This is a genomic window from Nocardioides sp., from assembly GCF_041913365.1.
Lineage (GTDB): Bacteria > Actinomycetota > Actinomycetes > Propionibacteriales > Nocardioidaceae > Nocardioides.
In genome coordinates this window covers 296,491-318,453 of record NZ_JAYSFM010000002.1, presented here as the reverse complement: position 1 = coordinate 318,453, position 21,963 = coordinate 296,491, and the positions used below count along the sequence as shown (strand labels likewise).

Below are 21,963 nucleotides of genomic sequence, written 5' to 3'. Positions count from 1 at the left end.
TCTGCAGCGATCCGGCACAGCATAGGCTGGGCCGGTGGCGCCGGCAGGGAAGTCGAGAAGTCGGGTCACCCGTTCCGTGACGTCGAGGACATGGCAGGACTGGGCCGTCCTCCTGTGGCCGCCGGTGCTGGCCCTCGTGCTCGTGGCGCCCCTGATGGTCCGTCCGGGACACCCGCTCGCGCGTGACCTGGTGTTCGTCCCACGGCAGCCGTTCACCGACGCGACGTGGGGTCTGGGCGACGTCGCGCCGCGTGCCGTGCCGCTGGACTCCGTGGTGGCGGCGCTCACCCACCTCGTCGACGGGGGAGTGCTGGCCCGGGTCGTGCTCCCCCTGACCCTGGCGCTGCTCGGCTGGGGGGTCTCTGCGCTGCTGGCCCCGGCGGGTCGCACGGCCCAGCTCGCCGGCTCCGGCTTCGCGGTGTGGAACGCCTACGTCGTCGAGCGCCTCGCCCTCGGGCAGTGGGCGCTGCTGCTCGCCCTCGCCGCGCTCCCGTGGCTCGTGGCCGCAGCCATGCGCTACCGGCGCGAGGGGCGCCGCGTCGACCTCGCCGCGGCAGTCGCATGGTCGGCGCTCGCATCCCTCACCCCGACCGGCGGCCTGTTCGCCCTCGCGGGGCTCGTCGTCGCGTGCACCCCTCACGTACGTCGCAGCGGAGCAGTACTGCTCGCTGGGCTGGCCCTCCAGGCGCCGTGGGTGGTCGCCGCGGTGACCGGTCCGGGCGGCGGGGTGTCGGACGCGTCCGGCGTGGCCGCCTTCGCCCCGGACACCGAGTCCGCACACGGCCCGGTGGTCGCCCTGCTGGGCCTCGGCGGGATCTGGGACGCCGGATCCGAGCCGGCGACCCGCACGACGTGGGTCGCGCTGCTCGCCGCCGTCGTGGTGGTCGTCGTCCTGGCGGTCAGTGTGCCGCTGCTGCGGCGGGTGTGGGGCACTGGCGACACCGCCCGCTGGGTGGTCCTGGCCGCACTCCTCGGGGGGACGGCGCTCGTCGCGGCCACATCGTGGGGCGAGGACCTCATGGTGTGGCTGGTCGACACTGTCCCCGGAGCCGGGCTGCTCCGGGACACGCAGAAGCTGCTGGCTCCGGCGGTGGTGCTCACCTCGGCCGCCTTCGGCGCCTGCGCGTCTCGCATCACCCGCGCGCTCGCCGGGACCGACGCCCACGCCCTGAGCGCCTTCGTGCTCGCCCTCGTCCCCGTCGTCCTGCTGCCGGACGCCACCACCGAGACGTGGCGGACCGTGGAGCCCGTCGCACTCCCGGCCGACCTCACCCGGGCAGCCGACCGACTGGCCGGCGAGGAGGGCGTGGTCGTCACGCTGCCGTGGCGTTCCTACCGGGCCTTCGACTGGGGACACCAGGGAATGACGTCGTCCGACCCAGCGATCCGGATGTTCGACGCCGACGTGGTGACCAGCGACTCGCTGCAGGTGGGAGCCGTCCTCGTGCCGGGCGAGAGCACCCTCGCCGCGCGGATCGGTGCCGCGCTCGAGGAGGGGCCGCCGGCCACCACGCTGCCGGACCTCGGCGTCAGCTGGGTCGTGGTCTACCCCGACGACCCGGAGGCCGGCCAGCTCGACCTGACCGGCCTGGAGCCGGTCCTCACCGGTGCCGACGTCGAGGTCTACCGGGTGCCCGGTGCCGAGCCGCAGGGCACGTCCGACCCGACTGCGCGAAGGGCCGCGGTGTGGGGGGCGCACCTGCTCGCGCTGACCCTCGTGGTCGGGGCCGTCGGCACCCGCCTGGTGGAGCGGAGGAGGAGCCGGGACGCGGACACGAACTCGGGCGCGCGGAGAACGGGACGCAGGGCCTCGGTTCATGTAACCTAACGCTCGGTAACTTCGTCAGAGGGAGACGTCAGTGAGCAGCATGGGCAGCGGCGCGGCAGGCGGCGGGTCGGGTATCGGTGGGATCATCACCGGCATCGTGGTTCCCACGGCGGTCGGCGCGGTCCTCGCCGGCAGTGCGCTCGGCGGCTTGGTCTACAGCCAGACGCAGTCCCCTGACAAGAACCCCGCCAGCCAGCAGATCCTCGTCTACGGCGACTGATCTCCTGGTGCTCCGGCACCCCGGAGCACCTCCTCGGCCCTGAGGGCGCACGCCTCCCACGTGAGTGAGGCGGCCAGTTCGCGCGCCGCCACGCCGAGGGCGCGCCGCTGCACCTCGTCGCCCAGCAGCTCGCGCACGACATCGACCATCTCGTCGAGATCCGCCACGAGGCGCCCGGTCTCCCGGTCGTGGATCGACTCGGTCACGCCACCGGCGCTGGCGTACGCCACGCTCGGGGTGCCCTGGGCTCCCGCCTCGGTGATCGCCAGGCACCAACCCTCCTTGACCGACGGCATCACCATCAGCCATGCCCGGCCCACCAGCTCGTCACGGCGGACGTCGCTGACGTGGCCGTGGAACGTCACGCGGTCCGCCACGCCCTCCGACTCGGCGGCAGCCTCCAGCTCGCCGTGCCACCACCCGTCGCCGATGACGTCGAGGTGGAGGTCCGGGAGCTCACCCTCGAGCCGGCGCAGGACGACGAACGCGTGCTCGATCTGCTTGTGCGGCACGAGCCGGGAGAGCACCGCCAGGCGGGGTGCCGGCGCCTTCGACGGCACCTCCTCCGGCGGGGCGAGCGCCAGCCCGTTGCGGACGACGGTGATCGCCGCAGGGTCGACGCCGATCGCGGCGAGGTCGCGCGCGGAGGCGTCGGAGACCGTGAGGAACGGGCGGGCGCGGTAGAGGAGCGGCACGATGCGGCTCTCGACGAACCAGCCGATGCGTCCCGCGAGGCCGGGGTAGATGATTCGCCACTGCTCGGCGTGAACGTGGTGGACCAGCGCGACGACACCGCGGCGGCGCACGAGCGGGGACGCGAACGGCAGGCCGTTGACCACGTCGACGACCACGTCAACCTCGCGCCGGTGGCGGACCAGCCACGCCAGGCCTCGCAGGTAGACGGTCAGCCGGCCTCCCGACCGGCGCAGGTGCACGCCGTCGCGCTCCTCGCGGCGCGCCGAGCCGGGGTGGCGTGCGCAGAGCAGGGTGACGTGGTGTCCGCGCCGGGCGAGCTCGCGCCCGACGGCCTCGACGAAGACCTCCGATCCGCCGCCGTCCGGGTGGGTGGTGTCGCGCCACGTCAGGAAGGCGATCCGCACGTCAGTCCGCCGTCCCCGGACCGCCGTGGTCGGCGATCTGCGCGCAGATCGCAGGTGCCGCGCCGCGGCTGACCTCGGCCCGCAACCCCATGCGGGACAGCGAGTCGGTGGCGGGGGTGACCCGCAAGGTGCTGGGCTGTGTGGTCACGTCGGCGGCGAGGTAGCGCGACGTGACCTGGCCGATGGTGCCGCCCGGGAGTCCGTCGATGCGGTAGACGCCGAAGTCGGTGAGGTGCCGGACGCCGACGCGGACCGGGGTGGCGTCCGCGGGGTCCAGGTCGTACCACCCGCCGTAGGCGCGACCGACCGCGTCCCACAGCTCGAAGCGGACCTGGCCGTCCTCGTTGGTGCGGATGTCGACGCCGGACGCTGCCTTGGCGTCCACGCGGACGAGGTTCGCCACACCTGGCTTGATCCGCCCGTCGCGGGCCAGATCGACGACCCAGTCGCGTTCCGCGACAGTGATCCACGGCTCGTACGCGTCGCCGATGTTGAGGTAGACGCTGTCGCAGTCGCCCTGCACGGCCAGGTCGTCCGTCTCGCCGCCGCTCGGGAAGTCGTCGACCTCGGTCACCGACAGCCGTCCGCCGCTCACCGTCTGCTGCCACGACAGGTAGCGCTCGAGGGCCTCGCCGCGCGCCATCGTCGCGGCGGCGTAGGCGCCGGTCGACATCTGCGCTGCGATCGAGAAGGCTGCCGCGACCGCCGCGAGGGGAACGGCCACGGCCGTGAGGCGGGGGGCACGTGTGAGGAGCCGCGCCAGGAGCGCGATCCCGACTGCGCCGCCGAGGACCATGGCGGGCACGAACTCCGAGGTGTAGCGGTTGGAGTAGTAGCCGTAGGCCATCACGCCGCCGGTGACGAGCACGGACGCGACGAGCGGCGCGCGGAGCACCCGCAGCTGCTCGCCGGCCCGCGGGCGGAAGGCGGCCACGACGGCGGCCACGAAGCCCACCATGAAGGCCGGCATGAACGCGGTGATGCTGCCCGTGCGGTAGGCCTGGTCGACGAAGGCGCCGTGGAAGGCCGGGGGAGGCGAGGCCGGGAGCGTGATCCAGGGGAAGTAGTCGACGAACCGGATGCCGTCGGGCCGCAGGTAGGCCATGAACGAGGTCGTGAAGAACTGCGGGCCCGTCAGCGACCCGCCGTTGGCAGCGAGTGCGGCGCGGCGCTGGGCACTGATCTCGGTCCAGACCTGGGTCTGGAGCGGGAACATGTAGACGGAGTCGAACTTGTAGAGGTTGAGCGCGATCGACATCGCCAGGGGCACCGCGCCCGCGAGGAGCAGGCGCCACCAGCCCTCCCGCTGCGCCGCCGAGCGAGGGCGGAAGCGGCCGATCAGTGCGACGCCGATGATCGTGAGGCAGATCGCCCACCCCTCGGTGGCCCGGGTGCCGATCGTGATCAGGGCGAACCAGAACAGCCACAGGTACGACGACCGCTGGTGGTCGGAGAGCGACCGGAGCAGCCAGTAGAGCGAGCCCGTCGCTCCGGTGACGGCCCACACGTAGACCTCGTGGTAGGTCCACGGCAGGGACGCGTCGAAGGTGAGGAAGGACCCACCGGTCGCGCCGGCGACGAAGATCCCGACGAGCGCGGCGGTGCCGCGGGTGGTCTGCGGCCCGCAGAGGCGGTCGACCAGGAACCAGACGAGCTTCACGCACACGGTCGCGAAGACGAGCCAGGCGATCGCCATCGACAGCAGCGTCAGGCGACCGTCGAACTCGTGCGTGGTCATGATCACCGGCAGCCGCAGCAGCGCGGGGAACGGCGGGAAGTAGGTGTAGGTCTTGCCGTCGTGGATGAAGCCCTCGATGCCGATCGAGCCGGGGGCGAGGTCGACGTGGCCGTCGAGGAAGGCGCGCGCCTGGAGGTCGAAGAAGTTCCCGAGGAAGCCACCCGCCACGGCCGTCCGCCCCGGGTTCGTCCCGTAGTTGAACAGTGTCAGGAAGAAGGCCAGACCACCGACTGTCGCTCCGACCCCGCTTGCCAATCGCCGACGAAGTTGGATGGACTGCTCAGGGGTCACACAACGTCCAGCCGGTAGATCCACTGGTAGGAGAAGAGACGCGGCCATGCGCGGACCAGACCCCGGTCCGTGCGCTCGACGCCGCGCACGAGCTTGCCCTGCCACGTGTCGGAGCCGTTGTCGGCGAAGGTGTTGAACGGCGTGCCGACGGTGCGCGCCTCGACGATCCGCAGGCCGCAGTCGTCGATGAGGCGCTCGATCATGGCGCGCGTGAAGAACCGGATGTGCCCGCGGTCCAGCGGCCCACGCTGGTCGTAGTCGAACTTGCCCAGCGCGATGCGACCGCGGGGGTACCAGTGGCCGAAGTTGGGCACCGACACGAGCAGCTCGCCGCCGGGCCGCAGCTTGCCGGCGAGGTCGCTGAGCAGCAGGTGGGGCTCCACCACGTGCTCGAGGATGTCGCCGGCGACGACGATGTCGTAGGTCGCGTCGAGGCCGGACGGCAGTGGCATGTTGAGGTCGGCCTCGATGAACTCGTCGACCCGCTCGGCGACGCCCTCGTGCTTGTGGCGGTCGAGGCCGGTGACGTGGTGGCCCAGCGCGCGGACGTGGTGGGCGAAGCGGCCGTCGTAGCACCCGGCGTCGAGGACGCGGCTCGGCTCGTGGCGGGACAGCCACTCGAGCAGCACGGCGTGCGAGCCGTACTCCTCCTTGAGGGCGTACTCGTCGGACTCCACGGACTGCACGCCGCCGCCGAAGCCGTGCCCGTGGGCCCAGTGGCGCACCACGTCGGTGGTGACGTCGCGGGCGTACTTCATGCCGTTGACGTAGCAGATCTCGTCGCCGTAGTAGGTGGGGATGGGGACCTCGGTGATGCGCTTCCCGGCGCGGACCAGGCCGAGGATGATCTCGGTGTCGAAGTCGAAGTCGTCGGAGTACGACGCCAGGTCGAGGTCGGCGAGCGCGTCGATCCGGTAGGCGCGGTAGCCCGAGTGCCACTCGGAGAGCTTCTGGCCGGTCAGCGCGTTCTGCATGCCGGTGAGGACCTTGTTGCCGACGTACTTGTAGGTGGGCATCCCGCCACGGCGGGCACCGCCCTTCTCCAGCATGCGCGAGCCGAAGACGGCGTCGGCGTCCCCGCTGACCAGCGGGCCGACCAGGTCCTCGATGCACTCGGGGGCGTACTGGCCGTCGCCGTGCAGCAGCACGACCACGTCGAGCCCGTGCTCGATCGCCCAGCGGTAGCCGGCCTTCTGGTTGCCGCCGTAGCCGAGGTTGCGCTCGTGCTTGACCACCGTGATCGGGAAGGTCGCCGTGTCGCGGAAACGCAGGCCGATCTCGTAGGTGTCGTCCTGGCTCGCGTCGTCGCAGACCATGACGTGGTCGACCGACTCCGCGAACGACTGGGGCAGCCGGGACAGCGTGCGCTCGAGGGTCGAGGCAGCGTTGTAGGCGACGACCAGGACACCGACGCGGGGGGTGTGCACCGCGTCGGACGCGGTCCCCGGAACCTCGGCAGCAGACTTCACGGCTCTCCCTCCAGAGCGCCCAGACGGGCACCCGACAGTGACGAGCGCCTCACGAACCGGCCGAGTGTAACCCGCCAGTAGCATTTCCGCGGAAGGTCTGGAGGACTGCTCGGAGTTTGTCGCGGTCTTCGCCCACAGGCTCGGAATCGGGTGGCATGATGCGGCCCATGGAGACCGCCCTGCAGCTCGTCGACATGACGCGCCTCGACGCCGACCGCGATGCCTCGGTCGAGCAGTACCAGTCCGCCAGCCCGTTCCCGCACATCGTCCTGGACGACGTGCTGACGCCCGAGGCCTTCGCCGCCGCCGTGCGCGACTTCCCGGGCATCGACGACGAGTTCTGGAAGGGCTACCTCCACGTCAACGAGACGAAGTACTGCAACGTCTACCCCGACACCTGGGCGGCCAGCCTGCAGGCGGTCGCGCAGGAGTTCTGCTCCCCGGAGTTCGTGGCGTACCTCGAGAAGCTCACCGGGATCGACAACCTCATCCCCGACTACACGATGGACGGGGGTGGGCTCCACATGACGAAGCGGGGCGGCCACCTCAACATCCACGCGGACTTCTCGACCCACCACACCCACGAGAACTGGGCCCGCCGGGTCAACATCCTGCTCTACCTCAACGAGGAGTGGCACGAGGAGTGGGGCGGCAAGCTCGAGCTCTGGGACCCGCAGATGACGGCGTGCCAGGGCAAGGTGACGCCGGCCGGCAACCGGATGCTCGTGTTCACCACGTCGCAGGACTCCTTCCACGGTCACCCCGACGGGCTGACCTGCCCGCCGGACGTCGCGCGGCGCTCGCTGGCGATGTACTACTTCACCGAGGAGTCGGCGCCGGTCCGCAAGTCGACCAACTACCAGGCCCGTCCAACCGAGGGCCGCGCCCGCAAGGCGGCGATCGCCGCGGACCGCACCGTGCTCGACGTCTACGACCGCGTCAAGCGCAAGCTCGGGATCAGCGACGATCTCGCCCACCGCACCCTCGAGCGCCTGCACCGCGTCCGCGGCAAGCGGCGCTGAGTCGGGGATGTCGGTCGCGACCGAGGAGGCCGTCGACCGGCGGTCCGCTGGGCACAGCCGAAGGCAGGCCCGGGTGCAGCCGGGATGGCGAGCGCGGTTGCCGCTCGTGGTCCTGCTCGTGGGCATCGGGTGCCAGGCGGCCCTGCTGCTCTCCCGGGTGGGCCGCGGGTGGTTCGGGGTCGACGCCCTGCACTACCTCGCCCAGCGGGGTGCCGTCACGGCGCCCACCGAGTCGCTCATGGAGCCCTACGCCGGGCACTGGCAGCCGCTCCTGATCCTGGGCTACCGGACCCTCTACGAGTTCTTCGGGCTCGACACCTACCTGCCCTACGTCCTGCCCGCGGTGGTGGTGCACCTCGGCCTGTGCCTGCTGCTGTACGCCGTGTGCACGCGGCTGGGCGCGAACCGGTGGGCCGCGGTGCTCGGGGCGCTCACGCTGGCGTGGTTCGGCGCCGGAGGTGAGGCCTACCTGGCGGACGCACCTGTCGCCCTGACCTCCACCGTCCTCGTCGCCTTCACCTGCGCGCTGCTCGTCGGCCGGCGGTCGTGGGGTCGGCGCTCGTTCGTGGTGGTCGTCCTGCTCCTCGTCGCCGCACTGATGATCTCCAACGCGGCGATCACGGCTGTCCTGTTCGTCGGCCTGGTACTCCTCGCACGCCGCGGCTGGGGGCCGGCCGCCATCCTGGTGCTGGTCCCGGCGCTGGTCTACGCCGTGTGGTTCCTGGCGCTGGGCCGCGACGCCGAGCGTGGGCGCTTCACGGGCGGCGACCTGCTCGTCGTGCCGGAGCGGGCGATCTCGCTCCTGGTGGCACCGTTCGACAGCGTCGTGCCCGGGGGACTAGGTGGGGCGCTCCTGCTTCTCGTGGTGGCCGGACCGTTCCTCTCGTCGCGGGTCTCCCCGGAGCTGCGCGCGGTCGCGTGGGCGGGGATGGTGGCCGCCCTGGCGCAGTCCGTCCTCTGCGTGGTGGCCAACGTCCAGCTCGGCCCCGACGCCGTGCTCGTCGGCCGCTACCAGTACGTCGTCCTGGCCTACCTGACGCCCGCGCTCGTCGTGACGCTGGCGTGGGTCGTCGAGGTGGCGGCACCCCTGCTCGGAGCACCCGTCCGGAGCCGGCTGGCGCCGATGGTGCTCGTCGCCGGGCTCCTCGCGCTGATGGTGCTCCACGGCGTCGCCGACCAGAACGTCGCGTGGAACATCACCCGCGCCGAGGCCGGTCGCGCCGAGACGCTGACCAAGGGGGGCGTGGCATCGATCGCGCTGGGGGAGCGGATGCTCGATCCCGATGCAGGCGGCTTCACCGTCCACGGCGACGACATCCAGACCCTCGGCGACGTCGGAGCAGCACGCTGGGAGTCGCTCGCGGCCACGACCGAGCAGCGCCTCACCGCCGAGTCCCTGCTCTTCTCCGCGGCCGACGAGGAGACCTTCTTCGTGCAGGCCCCTGCGACGGTGCGCTCGACGTCGTTCGACGCACGGCTGAGGCAGAAGTTCGGTTGCCAGGTCGTCCAGGCGCAGGAGCTCGAGCCGGAGATCACCCTCCAGAGCTTCGACGGCGCGCAGATCGCGGTGGAGTCCGACGCCTCGTCGGTCACCGCGGTCCTCGGCCGGGACGGCGAGACCGCCGACCCGGTGGTGTGGCAGGTGACGCCCGGCGAGACGACGTACCTCGCGACGACGGCGCAGCTCGCCGAGATCACGCTGACCTTCAACGCCCCCGGCAGCTACCGCATCTGCCGCAGCTAGCCCGGCTAGACCAGCTGGTCGCGCCGGTCGGACTCCTGGCCGCGGCGCCGCTGGCCCGCGCGACGACGGGACGCGAACGGGAGCGAGGCGACGACGCCGGGCAGCAGGCCGTTGTCGAAGCGCTCCCAGACCGGGCTGCGCATCAGCCTGGCCGTGTGGCGCTCGACGGCCCAGTGCGCGGCCAGGCAGATCACGACGACGAGCACGAACGCCAGCAGCGTGCGCATCGGCCACGACCAGTCGCCGGTGTGGCGGTTGACGTAGACGAAGACCGGGTAGTGCCAGATGTAGAGCAGCAGGGAGTGCCGGCCGAGCAGGGTCAGCACCCGTGAGCGCAGCGGCCAGGGCGTGGTCGCGCCCAGTGCGACCGTGGCGAAGAGGCCGGCGATCGCCAGTGACTCCATCGTGACGCCGAACTGCAGGAACCGCATGTCGTCGACGCAGAACCACATCAGCGGGACCAGCGCGGCCAGCGACAGCACGGTGTACACCTGCAGGTCCCGGCGGACGACGACGATCCGGTTGAGGTAGGGCACCGCCGCGCCGACGATGGCGCCGAGCACGAACGGGTCCATGCGCGCCGTGGTGCGCACGAGCACCTGGAAGAGGTACTCGGTGTGCATGACGTGCATCCGCCACCAGGTGAGCACCAGCCAGAGGAGGGTGAGGCAGGCGATCGCGGCGACCGGCCGGCGCCGCAGCAGGTAGAGCAGCACCGCGACGATGATGAACGCCTGCATGTCGACCGAGAGGTACCAGAGGTGCCCGAAGTCAGGTCGCGAGGTGACCATGTTCTCCATGACGTACCAGTTCCACGTGTACGTCAGCACGCGGACGAACGACTCACCGTCGCTGTAGGCCTGCCCGTTGTCCGTGGTGTCGAGGGCGGACGCGATCGCGATGGCCCCGAGCATGAGCACCAGGCTCGGCCAGATCCGGACGACGCGACGCAGCAGCGCCGTCGTCGGCGGCACGCCCTTGCCCTCGCGGCGAGAGACCGTGGCGAAGGTCAGGTAGCCGGCGGCGACGAGGAACACGGTGACGGCGTAGTTGCCGCTGCGGAAGACCGGCTCGACCCAGCCGTGGGCTCGGATCCACTCGGTGGGCCAGAGCTGCCAGCCGTGCGAGAGCACCACGAGGACGATCGCGATGCCGCGCAGGCCGTCCAGTGCGTCGACGCGTCGGGGGAGCACCGACGGGACGTGGACGGGGGACTCGGCCGGGGGCATGCGCGGCACTGTAGTTGAGGCTGGCAGGCTCCGAGTCATCTTCATGAACGGGCCGTCCACCAAGCCCGGGCGATTCGCGTGTCGAAGTGGTTACCCATCAGTTCACTCGCTGCTATATTCGCCCGGACTTGAGGGCGACCGGGAGGAAATTCGCAATGCGTAGAGGCTTTGGCATCGGTTTGACGGTGCTGGGTGGATTCTTGGTCACACTGGCCATCCTGGCCCAGTTCTGGGCCCCCGGGCGTCTGATGAAGACCCCTCTCGACACCGACAGCCTCACCCTGCTGGACGGCACCGCGCAGCTCTCCGACGGCACGGGCGGGACCGACGAGTTCCCGGTCAAGGCCTTCAGCGTCACCCGCGCGGACTCCGAGCGCTCGGACTCCGAGGTCGTGGTCTTCCAGAACTCCAGCTGCCTGGTCAAGGACGAGGGCGGCATCGACGAGTGCGTCAGCGCCAGCGACCCGCAGGAGCGCCTGATCTCGGCGAGCACCGACAACTTCGCCACGGACCGCCGCACCGCCGAGGCGGTCGACGACCCGAAGTACCTCCCTCCGAGCGCCGAGAACAAGGAGGGCCTGATCAACAAGTGGCCCTTCGAGGCGGAGAAGAAGGACTACAAGTACTGGGACGGCTACGCCGCCCAGGCGGTCGACGCGACCTACGACCGCGTCGAGACCGTCGACGGGCTGGACACCTACGTCTACAAGACCGTCGTCAGCGACGTGCCGATCGAGGTCACGGACGGGGTGCAGGGCACCTACTCCACCGACAAGGAGATCTGGATCGACCCGACCACGGGCGCGATCGTCAACCAGTTCGAGCACCAGGAGCGCATCGACGACGAGGGCAACCCGTTCCTCATCCTCGACTTCGGCTTCACCGACGACCAGGTCGCCAGCAACGCCGAGGACGCCAAGTCCAACGCCGACAGCCTGAAGCTGATCGGCACGACCGTCCCGCTCATCGGATTCATCGTCGGCATCCCGGCCCTGCTGGTCGGCATCGCGCTGCAGCTCATGCGTCGCCGCTCCGCCGCGGCCTGAGCCGCGCGCCGTACACCAGCGACACCCGAGAGGTAGCTCCGCGACCGCATGACTGAGATCGCGACCGTCCACACCGACGACGTCCGGTGGTACGCCGACACGTTCGAGCGGGTCGTGCACAACGTGGAGTCGGCGGTGCTCGGCAAGAGGCACGTCGTGCGGCTCGCGCTGACGTGCCTGGTCTCCGGCGGCCACCTGCTGCTGGAGGACCTGCCGGGCACCGGCAAGACGATGATGGCGCGGGCGCTGGCCAAGTCGCTGGACTGCTCGTTCGCGCGCATCCAGTTCACGCCGGACCTGCTGCCCTCCGACGTCACGGGCGTCACTGTCTACGACCAGGCCCACGGGGAGTTCTCCTTCCACCCGGGTCCGATCTTCCACAGCATGGTGCTCGCCGACGAGATCAACCGGGCCTCGCCCAAGACGCAGTCGGCGCTGCTCGAGGTGATGGAGGAGGGGCACGTCACCGTCGACGGACGCACGCACGAGGTGGGTCGCCCGTTCATGGTGATCGCGACCCAGAACCCGATCGAGCAGGCCGGCACCTACCAGCTCCCGGAGGCCCAGCTCGACCGCTTCCTCATGCGTGCGAGCGTCGGGCACCCGGACGCCGAGTCCACCGAGGCGCTGCTGGCGCAGTCCCAGGTGCGCGACCGGGCCGCCGGCCTGACGCCGGTGCTGGGCGCCACCGAGATCTCGCAGATGGGCCAGCTCGCGGACCTGGTCCACGTCGACCGGGCGATCATCAGCTACGTACGTCGGCTCGCCGAGGCTTCGCGCGACGTCCCCGACGTACGCATCGGCCTGTCCACCCGTGGTGCACTGGCCTGGATCCGGGCGGCGAAGGCATGGGCGCTCTCCGAGGGGCGCGGCCACGTGGTGCCCGAGGACATCGCGACGCTGGCGCGGCCCGTGCTGGGACACCGCCTGCTGATGGCGTCGGGCGCCGCCTTCGGTGGCGTCACCCCCGAGGAGGTCATCGACAACCTGCTGGTCCAGGTCCCGGTGCCTCGCGACCGCGCGTGAGCACGCTGCACGTCCCCCAGGCGGCCGCGCTGCGGCGGCTGGTCTCCGGACCGCTCGCGCGGGTCAGCGCCCCGCTGAGGATGCTCACCGGGCTCGGGCGCAGCGTCCTCGCCCTGGGCGTCGTCACGCTGGTCCTCGCCGTGCGGCTGAACTGGCAGGAGTTCACCCAGCTCGCCGTCGTGGCCTTCGGGCTCCTTGCGCTCGGCCTGGCCTGGCAGGTGCTCCCCGGCACCCCCGTCGCGGAGCTGGTGCTGCGGCCCAACCGCCTGGTCGAGGGCGGCACGCCGCCGACCGCCACCCTCCACGTGCAGGCCGGCGCGGCGCCGATGCTGTTCCCCAAGGTCACCGTGCCGGTGGGCCGCCGCGAGGTGGCGCTGCGCCTGCCGTTCCTCGCGCCGTTCGCCCACCACACCGAGGCCGTGCCGCTGCCGGCGATGCCGCGCGGCGTCTACGCCGTCGGCCCGGTCACCTACGAGAAGACCGACCCGGTCGGCCTCGTCACGCGGAGGTTCCGCACCGGTGAGGAGCTCGAGCTGCTGGTCGCCCCGCGCGTCACCGACCTCTCGGTGTTCGCCGGCGGACTGACCAACGACCTCGACGGGGCGACGAGCCAGCAGCTCTCGATGAGCGACCTGGCCTTCCACGCCCTGCGCGAGTACGTCCCCGGCGACGACCTGCGGCACGTGCACTGGCGCTCGTCGGCCAAGGCCGGCCAGCTGCTGGTCCGTCAGTACCACGAGACCCGCCGCGGCCACGTGACCGTGCTCGTCGACGGGGCACGGTCGTCGTACCCCCGGTTGCGTGACTTCGAGCTCGCCGTGTCCGTGGCGACCTCGATCGCGCTGCGCGCGGTGCGCGACGACTTCGACACCTACCTGCGCTGCGGTCCGCACCTGGGCCGCGGCCGCCACGCCATCGAGATGACGGACGCTGCCTGCCGGTTCGTGGCGGGGGACGACGACTACCTCGCGCAGGCCGCCGACGCGGCGACGGCCGTGACGGGCACCGGTCTCGTCGTGCAGGTGACGGGCGCCGCGCGCGACCTGGTGCAGCTCGACCAGGCCGCGAGCCGCTTCGACCGGGGCGCCGACTGGATCGTCGTACGCGCCAACAGCGAGGACGAGGCGCGCCTGCGTGACAACCGCTCGCTGCGCGAGATCTCCATCCCCGACCTGGCCCGGCTTCAGGAGCTCCTGGCGCGAGGCATGCGATGAGCCGGCAGCGCGGCACCGTGGTCGACGCGTTCGTGGTCCTGCTGCTGTTGGCGGTGACCCTGACCCTCCTCGACGACACGTTCGCCGACCGGAGCTACCTGGTCACCGGGCTCGTCCCGGTGGTGCTGCTGCTCGGTCTCGCCGTGGCATGCCGACGCCTGCACGAGGGGGTGTGGTGGTACGCCCTCGGTGCCGTCCTGCTCTTCGCGCCGCTGGGCGGGTGGGCTGCGCTGCACCGCCCGGGGCCGTACGTCATCCCGACGTTCGCGACGATGAGCCGGGTGCTCGGCGAGGGCTTCAGCGCGCCGGTCACCCTGGCCAGCACGGTGCCACCGGTCGACCCGAGCGGTCAGGTGATGCTGGTCCCGTTCGTGATCGGCTTCCTCGCCGCGACGCCGGCGGCGTGGTTGGCGCTCGCCACCCGGAGCACGCTCGCCCCGGCGGTCCCGCTGGTGTTCGCGCTGGGGGCGACGATCCCGCTCGGCGTGCTCGTGCCGTCCTTGCTCGTGCCGCGCGGCATCTTCTTCGCGATCGTGCTCGTGGCGTGGGCCGCAGCCCGCGCTCGGCGGCGTGAGGACCTGGTCGGGCGGCCGCGGGGCTCGGTGGCCGCGGCGATGACCGCCGTGCTGACGGTGACGCTGGTGTCCGGGCTCGTGAGCCTGCTCGTCCCCGACCGCAACGAGGTCGACCGGGTCCTGCTGCGCGGCGAGGGGAACAGCGTCGTGGTCAGCGGCGCGGCCGACACCGTGGTGCCCCGGCGCGTGGGCAGCCGCAACGAGCTGCTCAAGGCGACGGGCGTCCCCGAGGGCCGGATGCTGCGCTTCGCCGCCCTCGACCTCTACGACGGCCAGGCCTGGGTGCCGGCTGAGGAGTCGCCCGGCACGGACGGCTACGGCACGTTCAAGCGGATCGGCGGGGAGGTGGACCCGCTGCACGAGGGCCGCACGATCGGCGTCCGGATCCAGATCCGACCCGGCTACTCCAGCGACTGGCTGCCGGTGCTGGGCGAGCTGACCAGCCTCGACCTGGACTACACCGACGGCCGCACCCAGATCGAGGACGTCCGCTACAACCCGGCCACGTCGAGCGCGCTCGTCGTCGGGGGTGTCAACCCGCGTGACGACTACACGTTCGGTGCCGTGCTGACCGACGAGGAGTTCGGTCGCAAGGACCCCACCCGCGATCCCACCGACGACCAGCGCCAGCCGGCGGGTGCCTTCCTCGACCAGTACCTCGAGCCCTTCGACCGCGCTGACGTCACACCCCTGGGTCGGGTGCTGATGCTCGCGCGCTACCTGCGGCTCAACGGTTCCGTCCGCCTCACCGGGTCGTCCTCCCAGGCGCCGGTGGACCTCGGGATCCGGATGCTGGGCTCGAAGTCCATGGCCGGCACGCCGTTCCAGTACTCCGCGCTGATGGCGCTCGGGGCGTCCCGGCTCGGGGTGCCTGCGCGGGTCGTGGTTGGCGCCGAGCCGCGTCCCAACGGGCTCGTCACGCACGACGACATCACCTCCTGGGTGGAGCTCCAGTTCGCCGACGGCACCTGGCGTCCGCTCGATCCCGAGCAGTACGTCGGCGTGCACGCCCCGGCCGAGCAGGACGACTCGTTCCGGGCCGAGGAGCCGAAGGTCTTCGTGCTCCGTGAGCTGAAGGACCTCGACAAGGACTTCCGCTTCCCCAAGGGCACCTTCCTCGGCCTCGACGAGGACGCCGAGGTCGGTGACGAGCGATCGCCGGTGACCTGGCTGCTCGTGGGCGCCGCCGCAATCCTGGCGCTGGGCGTCCTGGGCCTCCTGCTCTCGGCGCTCGCCAAGCTGGTGCGGCGCAGCCGCCGTCGGCGTACGTCGTCGTGGTCCGGCGTCTACGTCAACGGCTGGCAGGAGGTGCTCGACGCGGCGCGCGACCGAGGTACCCCGGTCCCCGACACCTGGAGCCGGGTCGCCCAGGCCCGGGAGCTCGGCTCCGGCCTGGAGCTGGCCCGGCGAGCGGACGCCGCGGTCTTCGCGCCGCGCCCCGGCTCTGACGAGGAGCGGCGGGACTTCTGGGCCGACTGCCAACGGCTGCGGCGCACGGTCGTGGCGGGGACCGACCGGCGCCACCGGTGGTGGTCGCACGTCAACCCTGCCTCGCTGGTCGCCGGGCTGGCCCGCTCCCGACGCGACCGGTCAGCGCGTCGCGGCGAGGGCCACGAAGATCGCGGTGCCCGGCGTCAGCAGCCCGCGGGTGCGTGACCAGCCGCCCCACACCCGGTCGTGGTCCTCGGGCCACTCCGGCTCGACGAGGTCGGCGAGCGTGAAGCCGTGCCCGTGGAGCAGCCGCACCCAGTCGCCGAGCGTGCGGTGGTGCTCGACGTACGACACCACGCCGGTCGCGTCGTCGACCTCGACGTAGGGGGTGCGGTCCCAGTAGGACTGGGTCGCGGTCAGGCCCGCCTCGCCCGGGTCGTCGGGGAACATCCACCGGGTCGGGTGGGTGACCGAGAAGGCGAAGCGTCCGCCCGGACGCAGCACGCGGGCCGCCTCGGCGACCGCCACGTCGATGTCGCTGACGAACTGCAGTGCACCGAAGGAGCAGAACACGACGTCGAAGCTGCCGTCGGCGAAGGGCAGGTCGGTCGCGGTCCCGCGGACCGAGGGGACCGGGACGCCGGTCTCCTCGTCGAGCCGGAGCGAGTGCTGCAGCTGGCGGTGCGAGAGGTCGAGGCCGAAGCCGCGGCCACCGCGGGTGCGCACCCAGCGTGAGCACTGGCCGGCGCCGCTGCCGACCTCGAGGACGTCGAGGTCCCGCACGTCGCCGAGGATCCCCAGCTCGTCCTCGGTGTGGCCCTCGGGGCCCCAGACGAATCCGGCGTCGCCGAGGAAGGCGCCGTGCGTGGCCTGGTACTCGTCGGCGTAGCGGTCCCAGTCGGGGCCGTTGGCGTGCCGGGACTCGTGCTCGGTGACGGGACGACGCTCGACCCGGACGGACTGGGGCAGGTGGTCCTCCACACCGGAAGCGTACGGGGCGTCGTGCGACGATCCTCCCCGTGAGCGACCTCGGCCCCACCCTGACGCCTCTGGCCGGCGGTCACTCGGGGCGGACGTTCCTCGGCGACGCGGGCGGCGAGCGTGCCGTGGTGCGGGTCTACCCGCCCGGGGACCCCCGTGGCGTCCAGGCGCCGGAGATCGACGGTGCCGTGCTGCGCCTCGTGCGCGGCCTCGTGGCGGTGCCCGACGTCGTGGAGGTGCGCCGGGCGCAGCCAGAGGACGGGTTGCCCGGCCTGCTCGTCACCGAGTGGCTGGCGGGGGAGCGCGGCGACCTGGTGGTCGCGCGACTGGTCGCCGACGGTGACACCGACGGTCTCGCCCGACTGGGGGCGTCGATGGGCAGGCTGGCCGGCACGCTCGCCGGGATGCCCATGCTCCGCCCCGGCACCTTCACCGATGCGGAGCTGGCGCTGGGCGAGCTCCCCGAGGGCGGGCTCGCCGAATGGGTGGAGCTGCACCTGGTCGACTGGTCCGCCCAGGACCGCGCCCGGCTGCGTCGGGTCGCGGGCGCTGCGCAGGACCTCCTCGACACGGTCGGCCGCGCCTGTCTGGTGCACAGCGACCTCAACCCCAAGAACGTGCTGGTGGACCCGGGCACGACGACCGTCGCCGCGGTGCTCGACTGGGAGTACGCCCACGCCGGGCACCCGTGGACCGACGTCGGCAACCTGCTCCGCTTCGAGCGCCACCCGGCGTACGTCACGGCCGTGCTGTCGGCGTGGACCGCCCTGCGCGGTGGCAGCCCGGCGGACCTCCTGGAGGGCGCCCGGGCCGCCGACCTCTGGGCACTGGTCGACCTGGCATCGATGGCCGGCGCGAACCCCGTCGCGGACCGGGCCGAGGTGCTGGTGCGAGCGATCGCCGACACCGGCGACCTGCACGCGTGGCCGTTCGGCCCGTGAGCGTGGCCTGAGCGTGCTCCCCGGTTGGACTCGGGCCCGCGCGGGCGCGTACTCTTGGGTGTTGCGCCAGTCGTCCGCCCGGGTTCCATACCGAGCGAGCCGGGCTCGCCGTGTCGCCGTCACCGACGGTGGCCAGTGAAACAGGCGGCTGCGTGCGTCCGCACGACTCCACCCATCCAAGGAATCACTTCCCATATGACGAGCACGCTCTCCACTCTTCCGGACTACGACGCCCCGCAGGTGGCCGTCAACGACATCGGGTCCGAAGAGGACTTCCTCGCCGCTATCGACGAGACCATCAAGTACTTCAACGACGGCGACATCGTCGACGGCACCATCGTCAAGGTGGACCGTGACGAGGTCCTCCTCGACATCGGCTACAAGACCGAGGGCGTCATCCCCTCGCGCGAGCTGTCGATCAAGCACGACGTCGACCCCAACGAGGTCGTTACCGTGGGCGACAAGGTCGAGGCCCTGGTCCTCCAGAAGGAGGACAAGGAAGGCCGTCTGATCCTGTCCAAGAAGCGTGCTCAGTACGAGCGTGCCTGGGGCACCATCGAGCAGGTCAAGGAGGAGGACGGCGTCGTCGAGGGCACCGTCATCGAGGTCGTCAAGGGCGGCCTCATCCTCGACATCGGCCTCCGCGGCTTCCTGCCGGCCTCCCTCGTGGAGATGCGTCGCGTCCGCGACCTGCAGCCCTACGTCGGCCAGACCCTCGAGGCGAAGATCATCGAGCTCGACAAGAACCGCAACAACGTGGTCCTGTCGCGCCGCGCCTGGCTCGAGCAGACCCAGTCCGAGGTCCGCCACGGCTTCCTGACCCAGCTCCAGAAGGGCCAGATCCGCAAGGGTGTCGTCTCCTCGATCGTCAACTTCGGTGCGTTCGTGGACCTCGGTGGCGTCGACGGCCTCGTCCACGTCTCCGAGCTCTCCTGGAAGCACATCGACCACCCGTCCGAGGTCGTCGCCGTGGGCGACGAGGTCACCGTCGAGGTCCTCGACGTGGACATGGACCGCGAGCGTGTCTCCCTGTCGCTGAAGGCGACGCAGGAGGACCCGTGGCAGCACTTCGCCCGCACCCACCAGATCGGCCAGATCGTCCCGGGCAAGGTCACCAAGCTGGTGCCCTTCGGTTCGTTCGTCCGCGTCGAGGAGGGCATCGAGGGCCTGGTGCACATCTCCGAGCTCGCCGAGCGCCACGTCGAGATCCCCGAGCAGGTCGTCCAGGTCAACGACGACGTCATGGTCAAGATCATCGACATCGACCTCGAGCGTCGCCGGATCTCGCTGTCCCTCAAGCAGGCCAACGAGACCGCCACGGCCGCCGACGTGGAGGAGTTCGACCCGACCCTCTACGGCATGACCGCGACCTACGACGAGCAGGGCAACTACGTCTACCCCGAGGGCTTCGACCCCGAGACGGGCGAGTGGCTCGAGGGCTTCGACGAGCAGCGCGCGGCCTGGGAGGAGCAGTACGCCAAGGCGCACGCCCGCTGGGAGGCCCACGTCAAGCAGCAGGAGGAGGCCAAGCAGGCCGAGGTCGAGGCCGGCGAGGCCACCTCGTACTCCTCCGGTGGCGACACCGCGGCCGAGACCGGTGGCGACACCGGCGGCTCGCTGGCGTCCGACGAGGCGCTGCAGGCGCTCCGCGAGAAGCTGACCGGCGGCTCCAACTGATCCGCTGATCGACTGACACGTTCGAAGGCCCGCCGGGGATTCCCGGCGGGCCTTCGTCGTCCCGTCCGAGCAACCGTCGTTCGCGCCGAGCGGTGGTCGAGGAGGATTCCGGGCCCTCGGAATGCCCCTGGGTCACCGCCCGCCTGCGTGTCGGCGTACGACACTCCGGTGGGCGGTGGCTGAGGGGGATTCTGCGGCTCGCGAATGCCCCTGGGTCACCGCTCAGTGGGTCAGCGAGCGGGTGCGCACCTCGGCGCGCACGACGTCGGACGACGTGTGGCGCGCCCGGGCGCCGAGCCTCAGGGTGGCCGTGCGCTCAGTGGCGCCGGGGCGGCTGGTCACGACCAGGCGCAGGGTGACCGACTCGCCGGGGGAGAGGCTCGGCGTACGCCACGTGCCGGACCGCACCTGACGCGTCACCTCCCGCTTGCCGGCGTACCACCTGCCGGTGATCCACCGACTGCCCGTCGACCCGACGACCCGCATCCGGCCGGAATCGTCGCCGGCATTGCGGATCCGCACCCGGACGGACGTCGACGAGCCGGCGCGCTGGCGCAGGGTGACGGTTTGGTCCCGCCGCGTTTCGTAGCGGTCGCGCCCCATCCAGGCGCCTCCAGGCTTGCGGATCATCGCGTCGGCGACCGCGACGGCCGGCGGCGGGGGCTGGGTGCCGGGAGGCGTCGCGGGGCCGGGCGTGACGGTGTAGGACACCGAGCGGGACGTGGTGTTGCCGGCACGGTCGGTGCCCGTGACCACGAGCCGATGGGTGCCGACGTCCTTGGTGAGCGATGCACCGTTCGGTGCCGAGCCCTGGCAGGTGTCGAGGTTGGACCCACCGGTGTCGCTGCACCCGAACGACGCGGCCAGGTCGGCGCCCTGCTGGACGATCGCTCCGTCGGCAGGGGACGCGATCGCGACATGGGGGGCGATCCTGTCCGGGGCGTCGACCCGCGCGGCGCGGTAGGTGGCGTAGCCGGGCGACGTCAGGCTCCACACGACGTTGCCGTCGGCGTCGAGCTCGGTCGCGTCCGGGGCGTCACCGCCTCCGGGGACGAGCGACGCGTTGTTGGTGCCCACGAGGATGTTGTCGGTCAGCGAGCCACCACCGAGCCGCTGCGCGGAACCGGCGAACTGGCTGAACGCCCCGACCTCGTGGCTCTGCACCAGGCTGGCCTCGCCCGCGGCCTCGTCGAGGCGGTACACGGTGACCCGCGAGTGTGGACGGAACACCTGCACGTCCGGGTCGTAGGGACCGGCGCCGTCCGGGTTCGGGCACAGAGGCTCGTTCTGCAGGGACGTCTGGCCGGACCCGTTGTCGAAGATCTGGATGTCACCGTTGGCGAGCTCGCGGGCGGTGTGCTGGGCGCACGGCCCGGCGAGCGGGTCGTCGTCGAAGGTGAAGTCGCTGCGGCGGCCCCCGAGGCGCCAGATGACCTCGCCGGTCGTGCGGTTGATCTTCATCACCTGGTTGAGGTGGCGGAAGGACAGCAGCAGGTTGCCGTCGTGCATCACCTGCATCGAGTTGAGGTGGGCGTAGTCGCCGAGCGCGTTGATGATCGGGTCAGTGGCGCGGTCCACGTGGTCGCGGCTGTTCCAGGGGAGCAGGACCTCACCCGACGGCGACACCTCCTGGAGCCATGAGTCCGTCTGTCCGTCGTCGGCCTTGATGTACGCCATCAGGATCCGCCCGCCGCCGGGCAGCAGGATCGAGTCGTGGAAGTCGGTCTTCGGCTGGTCGAGCATGCGGTGCGTGGCGACCAGCTGGAACGACTCGTCGTACTCCCGGATGACGTGGTCTCCCCAGAGGTCCTCCGCGAGCGCGACGGCCAGGCTGTAGTGGCCGTTGGGCTGGCGGTTGAGGTCGGAGCTGCCCAGCTCAGTGGTGATGACCTTGGCCGGCACGCCCCGGGCGTCGACCAGGGTGGCGTAGCTGTCCGCGCCGGGTCCGGCGCGGAGCGTCACGGCCGTGTGTCCGGGCTCGGGGCCCGCGCCCGCAGAAGTGGTGGAGATCGGCGGGAAGCCGGCCGGGAGGTAGATCCAGGACTGGTTGGAGGTGCCGGACGTATCGGTGATCTGGACGTTGACCTCCTCCCCGGGGGTCAGGGCCGGCAGGTCCAGGCGCACGCCGTTGCCCACTGGCCGTCCGTTGACCCGGATGGCGGCTGCCGCGTCGCTGGAGGACGCCTGCACGGCGAGCCCCGACCCGGAGGCGCTGGGCGTGACGGCGAAGCGGTCGACCCCAGGGTCGTACGCCGGCCAGGTCGACACGGTGGTGCCGGACAGGCCGGTGACGACCACGTCGTGGACCGGTGCCACCGCCGCCGTGGACTGCGCGGTGAGCAGGGCGGGCACGCTGAGCGAGCCGGCGACGAGTGCGGTGACCACGAGGAGACGCATGGCCACGACCCTAGGCGACCCGCGACGCGGGCCG

General features: G+C 71.6%; 16 protein-coding genes. 10 read left to right on the top strand and 6 right to left on the bottom strand.

Features of this window, described 5'->3' with window-relative positions:
* The first annotated feature begins 76 nt into the window (after positions 1-76).
* Positions 77-1,828, top strand: coding sequence for a hypothetical protein (locus ACE3QY_RS06540; RefSeq protein WP_374455201.1), 1,752 nt, complete (start codon positions 77-79; stop codon positions 1,826-1,828).
* Positions 1,829-1,859: 31 nt separating this feature from the next.
* Entirely contained in the window at positions 1,860-2,048 is a 189-nt protein-coding gene (locus ACE3QY_RS06535) for a hypothetical protein (protein WP_374455200.1), read from the top strand.
* Here ACE3QY_RS06535 and ACE3QY_RS06530 read toward each other — a convergent pair.
* From ACE3QY_RS06530 to ACE3QY_RS06520, 3 genes are all read right to left on the bottom strand, one after another.
* Complete coding sequence (locus ACE3QY_RS06530) at positions 2,036-3,148, bottom strand: glycosyltransferase family 4 protein (protein WP_374455199.1); 1,113 nt, start codon at positions 3,146-3,148, stop codon at positions 2,036-2,038. The genes ACE3QY_RS06535 and ACE3QY_RS06530 overlap by 13 nt on opposite strands.
* Position 3,149: 1 nt before the next feature.
* Complete coding sequence (locus ACE3QY_RS06525) at positions 3,150-5,054, bottom strand: hypothetical protein (RefSeq protein WP_374455198.1); 1,905 nt, start codon at positions 5,052-5,054, stop codon at positions 3,150-3,152.
* A gap of 119 nt (positions 5,055-5,173) precedes the next feature.
* The gene (locus ACE3QY_RS06520; protein WP_374455197.1) at positions 5,174-6,646 is read right to left on the bottom strand and encodes a glycosyltransferase; all 1,473 of its coding nucleotides are present in this window, start codon (positions 6,644-6,646) and stop codon (positions 5,174-5,176) included.
* Between the two features lie 167 nt (positions 6,647-6,813).
* Here ACE3QY_RS06520 and ACE3QY_RS06515 point away from each other — a divergent pair, with 167 nt between their 5' ends.
* Together ACE3QY_RS06515 and ACE3QY_RS06510 are read left to right on the top strand one after the other, a co-directional pair.
* On the top strand, positions 6,814-7,668 hold the full coding sequence (locus ACE3QY_RS06515; protein ID WP_374455196.1) for a 2OG-Fe(II) oxygenase: 855 nt from the start codon (positions 6,814-6,816) through the stop codon (positions 7,666-7,668).
* A 106-nt stretch (positions 7,669-7,774) separates the two neighbouring features.
* Positions 7,775-9,412, top strand: a complete 1,638-nt coding sequence (locus ACE3QY_RS06510; RefSeq protein WP_374455195.1) for a hypothetical protein — start codon at positions 7,775-7,777, stop codon at positions 9,410-9,412.
* A gap of 5 nt (positions 9,413-9,417) precedes the next feature.
* On the opposite strand, the gene ACE3QY_RS06505 is transcribed toward ACE3QY_RS06510, so the two are convergent.
* Positions 9,418-10,641, bottom strand: a complete 1,224-nt coding sequence (locus ACE3QY_RS06505; RefSeq protein WP_374455194.1) for an acyltransferase family protein — start codon at positions 10,639-10,641, stop codon at positions 9,418-9,420.
* A gap of 155 nt (positions 10,642-10,796) precedes the next feature.
* On the opposite strand from ACE3QY_RS06505, the gene ACE3QY_RS06500 reads away from it, so the two are divergent.
* From ACE3QY_RS06500 to ACE3QY_RS06485, 4 genes are read left to right on the top strand one after another with little or no spacing between them, the layout of a single operon-like run.
* Positions 10,797-11,687 (top strand): DUF3068 domain-containing protein, encoded by an 891-nt coding sequence (locus tag ACE3QY_RS06500; protein ID WP_374455193.1) that lies wholly within the window; start codon positions 10,797-10,799, stop codon positions 11,685-11,687.
* 48 nt (positions 11,688-11,735) lie between these two features.
* Positions 11,736-12,713 carry an AAA family ATPase gene (locus tag ACE3QY_RS06495; RefSeq protein ID WP_374455192.1) on the top strand — a complete coding sequence of 326 codons (978 nt, stop codon included), beginning with the start codon at positions 11,736-11,738 and terminating at the stop codon, positions 12,711-12,713.
* A complete protein-coding gene (locus tag ACE3QY_RS06490; protein WP_374455191.1) occupies positions 12,710-13,927 on the top strand; it encodes a DUF58 domain-containing protein in 1,218 nt (405 codons plus the stop codon). Before ACE3QY_RS06495 ends, ACE3QY_RS06490 begins: the two co-directional genes overlap by 4 nt.
* Positions 13,924-16,158, top strand: a complete 2,235-nt coding sequence (locus ACE3QY_RS06485; RefSeq protein ID WP_374455190.1) for a DUF3488 and transglutaminase-like domain-containing protein — start codon at positions 13,924-13,926, stop codon at positions 16,156-16,158. Before ACE3QY_RS06490 ends, ACE3QY_RS06485 begins: the two co-directional genes overlap by 4 nt.
* Here the strand turns inward: ACE3QY_RS06485 and ACE3QY_RS06480 are convergent.
* Positions 16,093-16,914: a class I SAM-dependent methyltransferase gene (locus tag ACE3QY_RS06480; RefSeq protein ID WP_374455189.1), complete on the bottom strand. Its 822-nt coding sequence runs from the start codon at positions 16,912-16,914 to the stop codon at positions 16,093-16,095. The two genes, ACE3QY_RS06485 and ACE3QY_RS06480, sit on opposite strands and share 66 nt — an antisense overlap.
* Before the next feature lie 38 nt (positions 16,915-16,952).
* On the opposite strand from ACE3QY_RS06480, the gene ACE3QY_RS06475 reads away from it, so the two are divergent.
* Positions 16,953-17,855, top strand: coding sequence for a phosphotransferase family protein (locus tag ACE3QY_RS06475; RefSeq protein ID WP_374455188.1), 903 nt, complete (start codon positions 16,953-16,955; stop codon positions 17,853-17,855).
* A gap of 195 nt (positions 17,856-18,050) precedes the next feature.
* Positions 18,051-19,532, top strand: a complete 1,482-nt coding sequence (gene rpsA / locus ACE3QY_RS06470; RefSeq protein ID WP_374455187.1) for a 30S ribosomal protein S1 — start codon at positions 18,051-18,053, stop codon at positions 19,530-19,532.
* Between the two features lie 222 nt (positions 19,533-19,754).
* Here rpsA and ACE3QY_RS06465 read toward each other — a convergent pair whose 3' ends face one another.
* Positions 19,755-21,929: an aryl-sulfate sulfotransferase gene (locus ACE3QY_RS06465; RefSeq protein WP_374455186.1), complete on the bottom strand. Its 2,175-nt coding sequence runs from the start codon at positions 21,927-21,929 to the stop codon at positions 19,755-19,757.
* Positions 21,930-21,963: the final 34 nt, after the last annotated feature.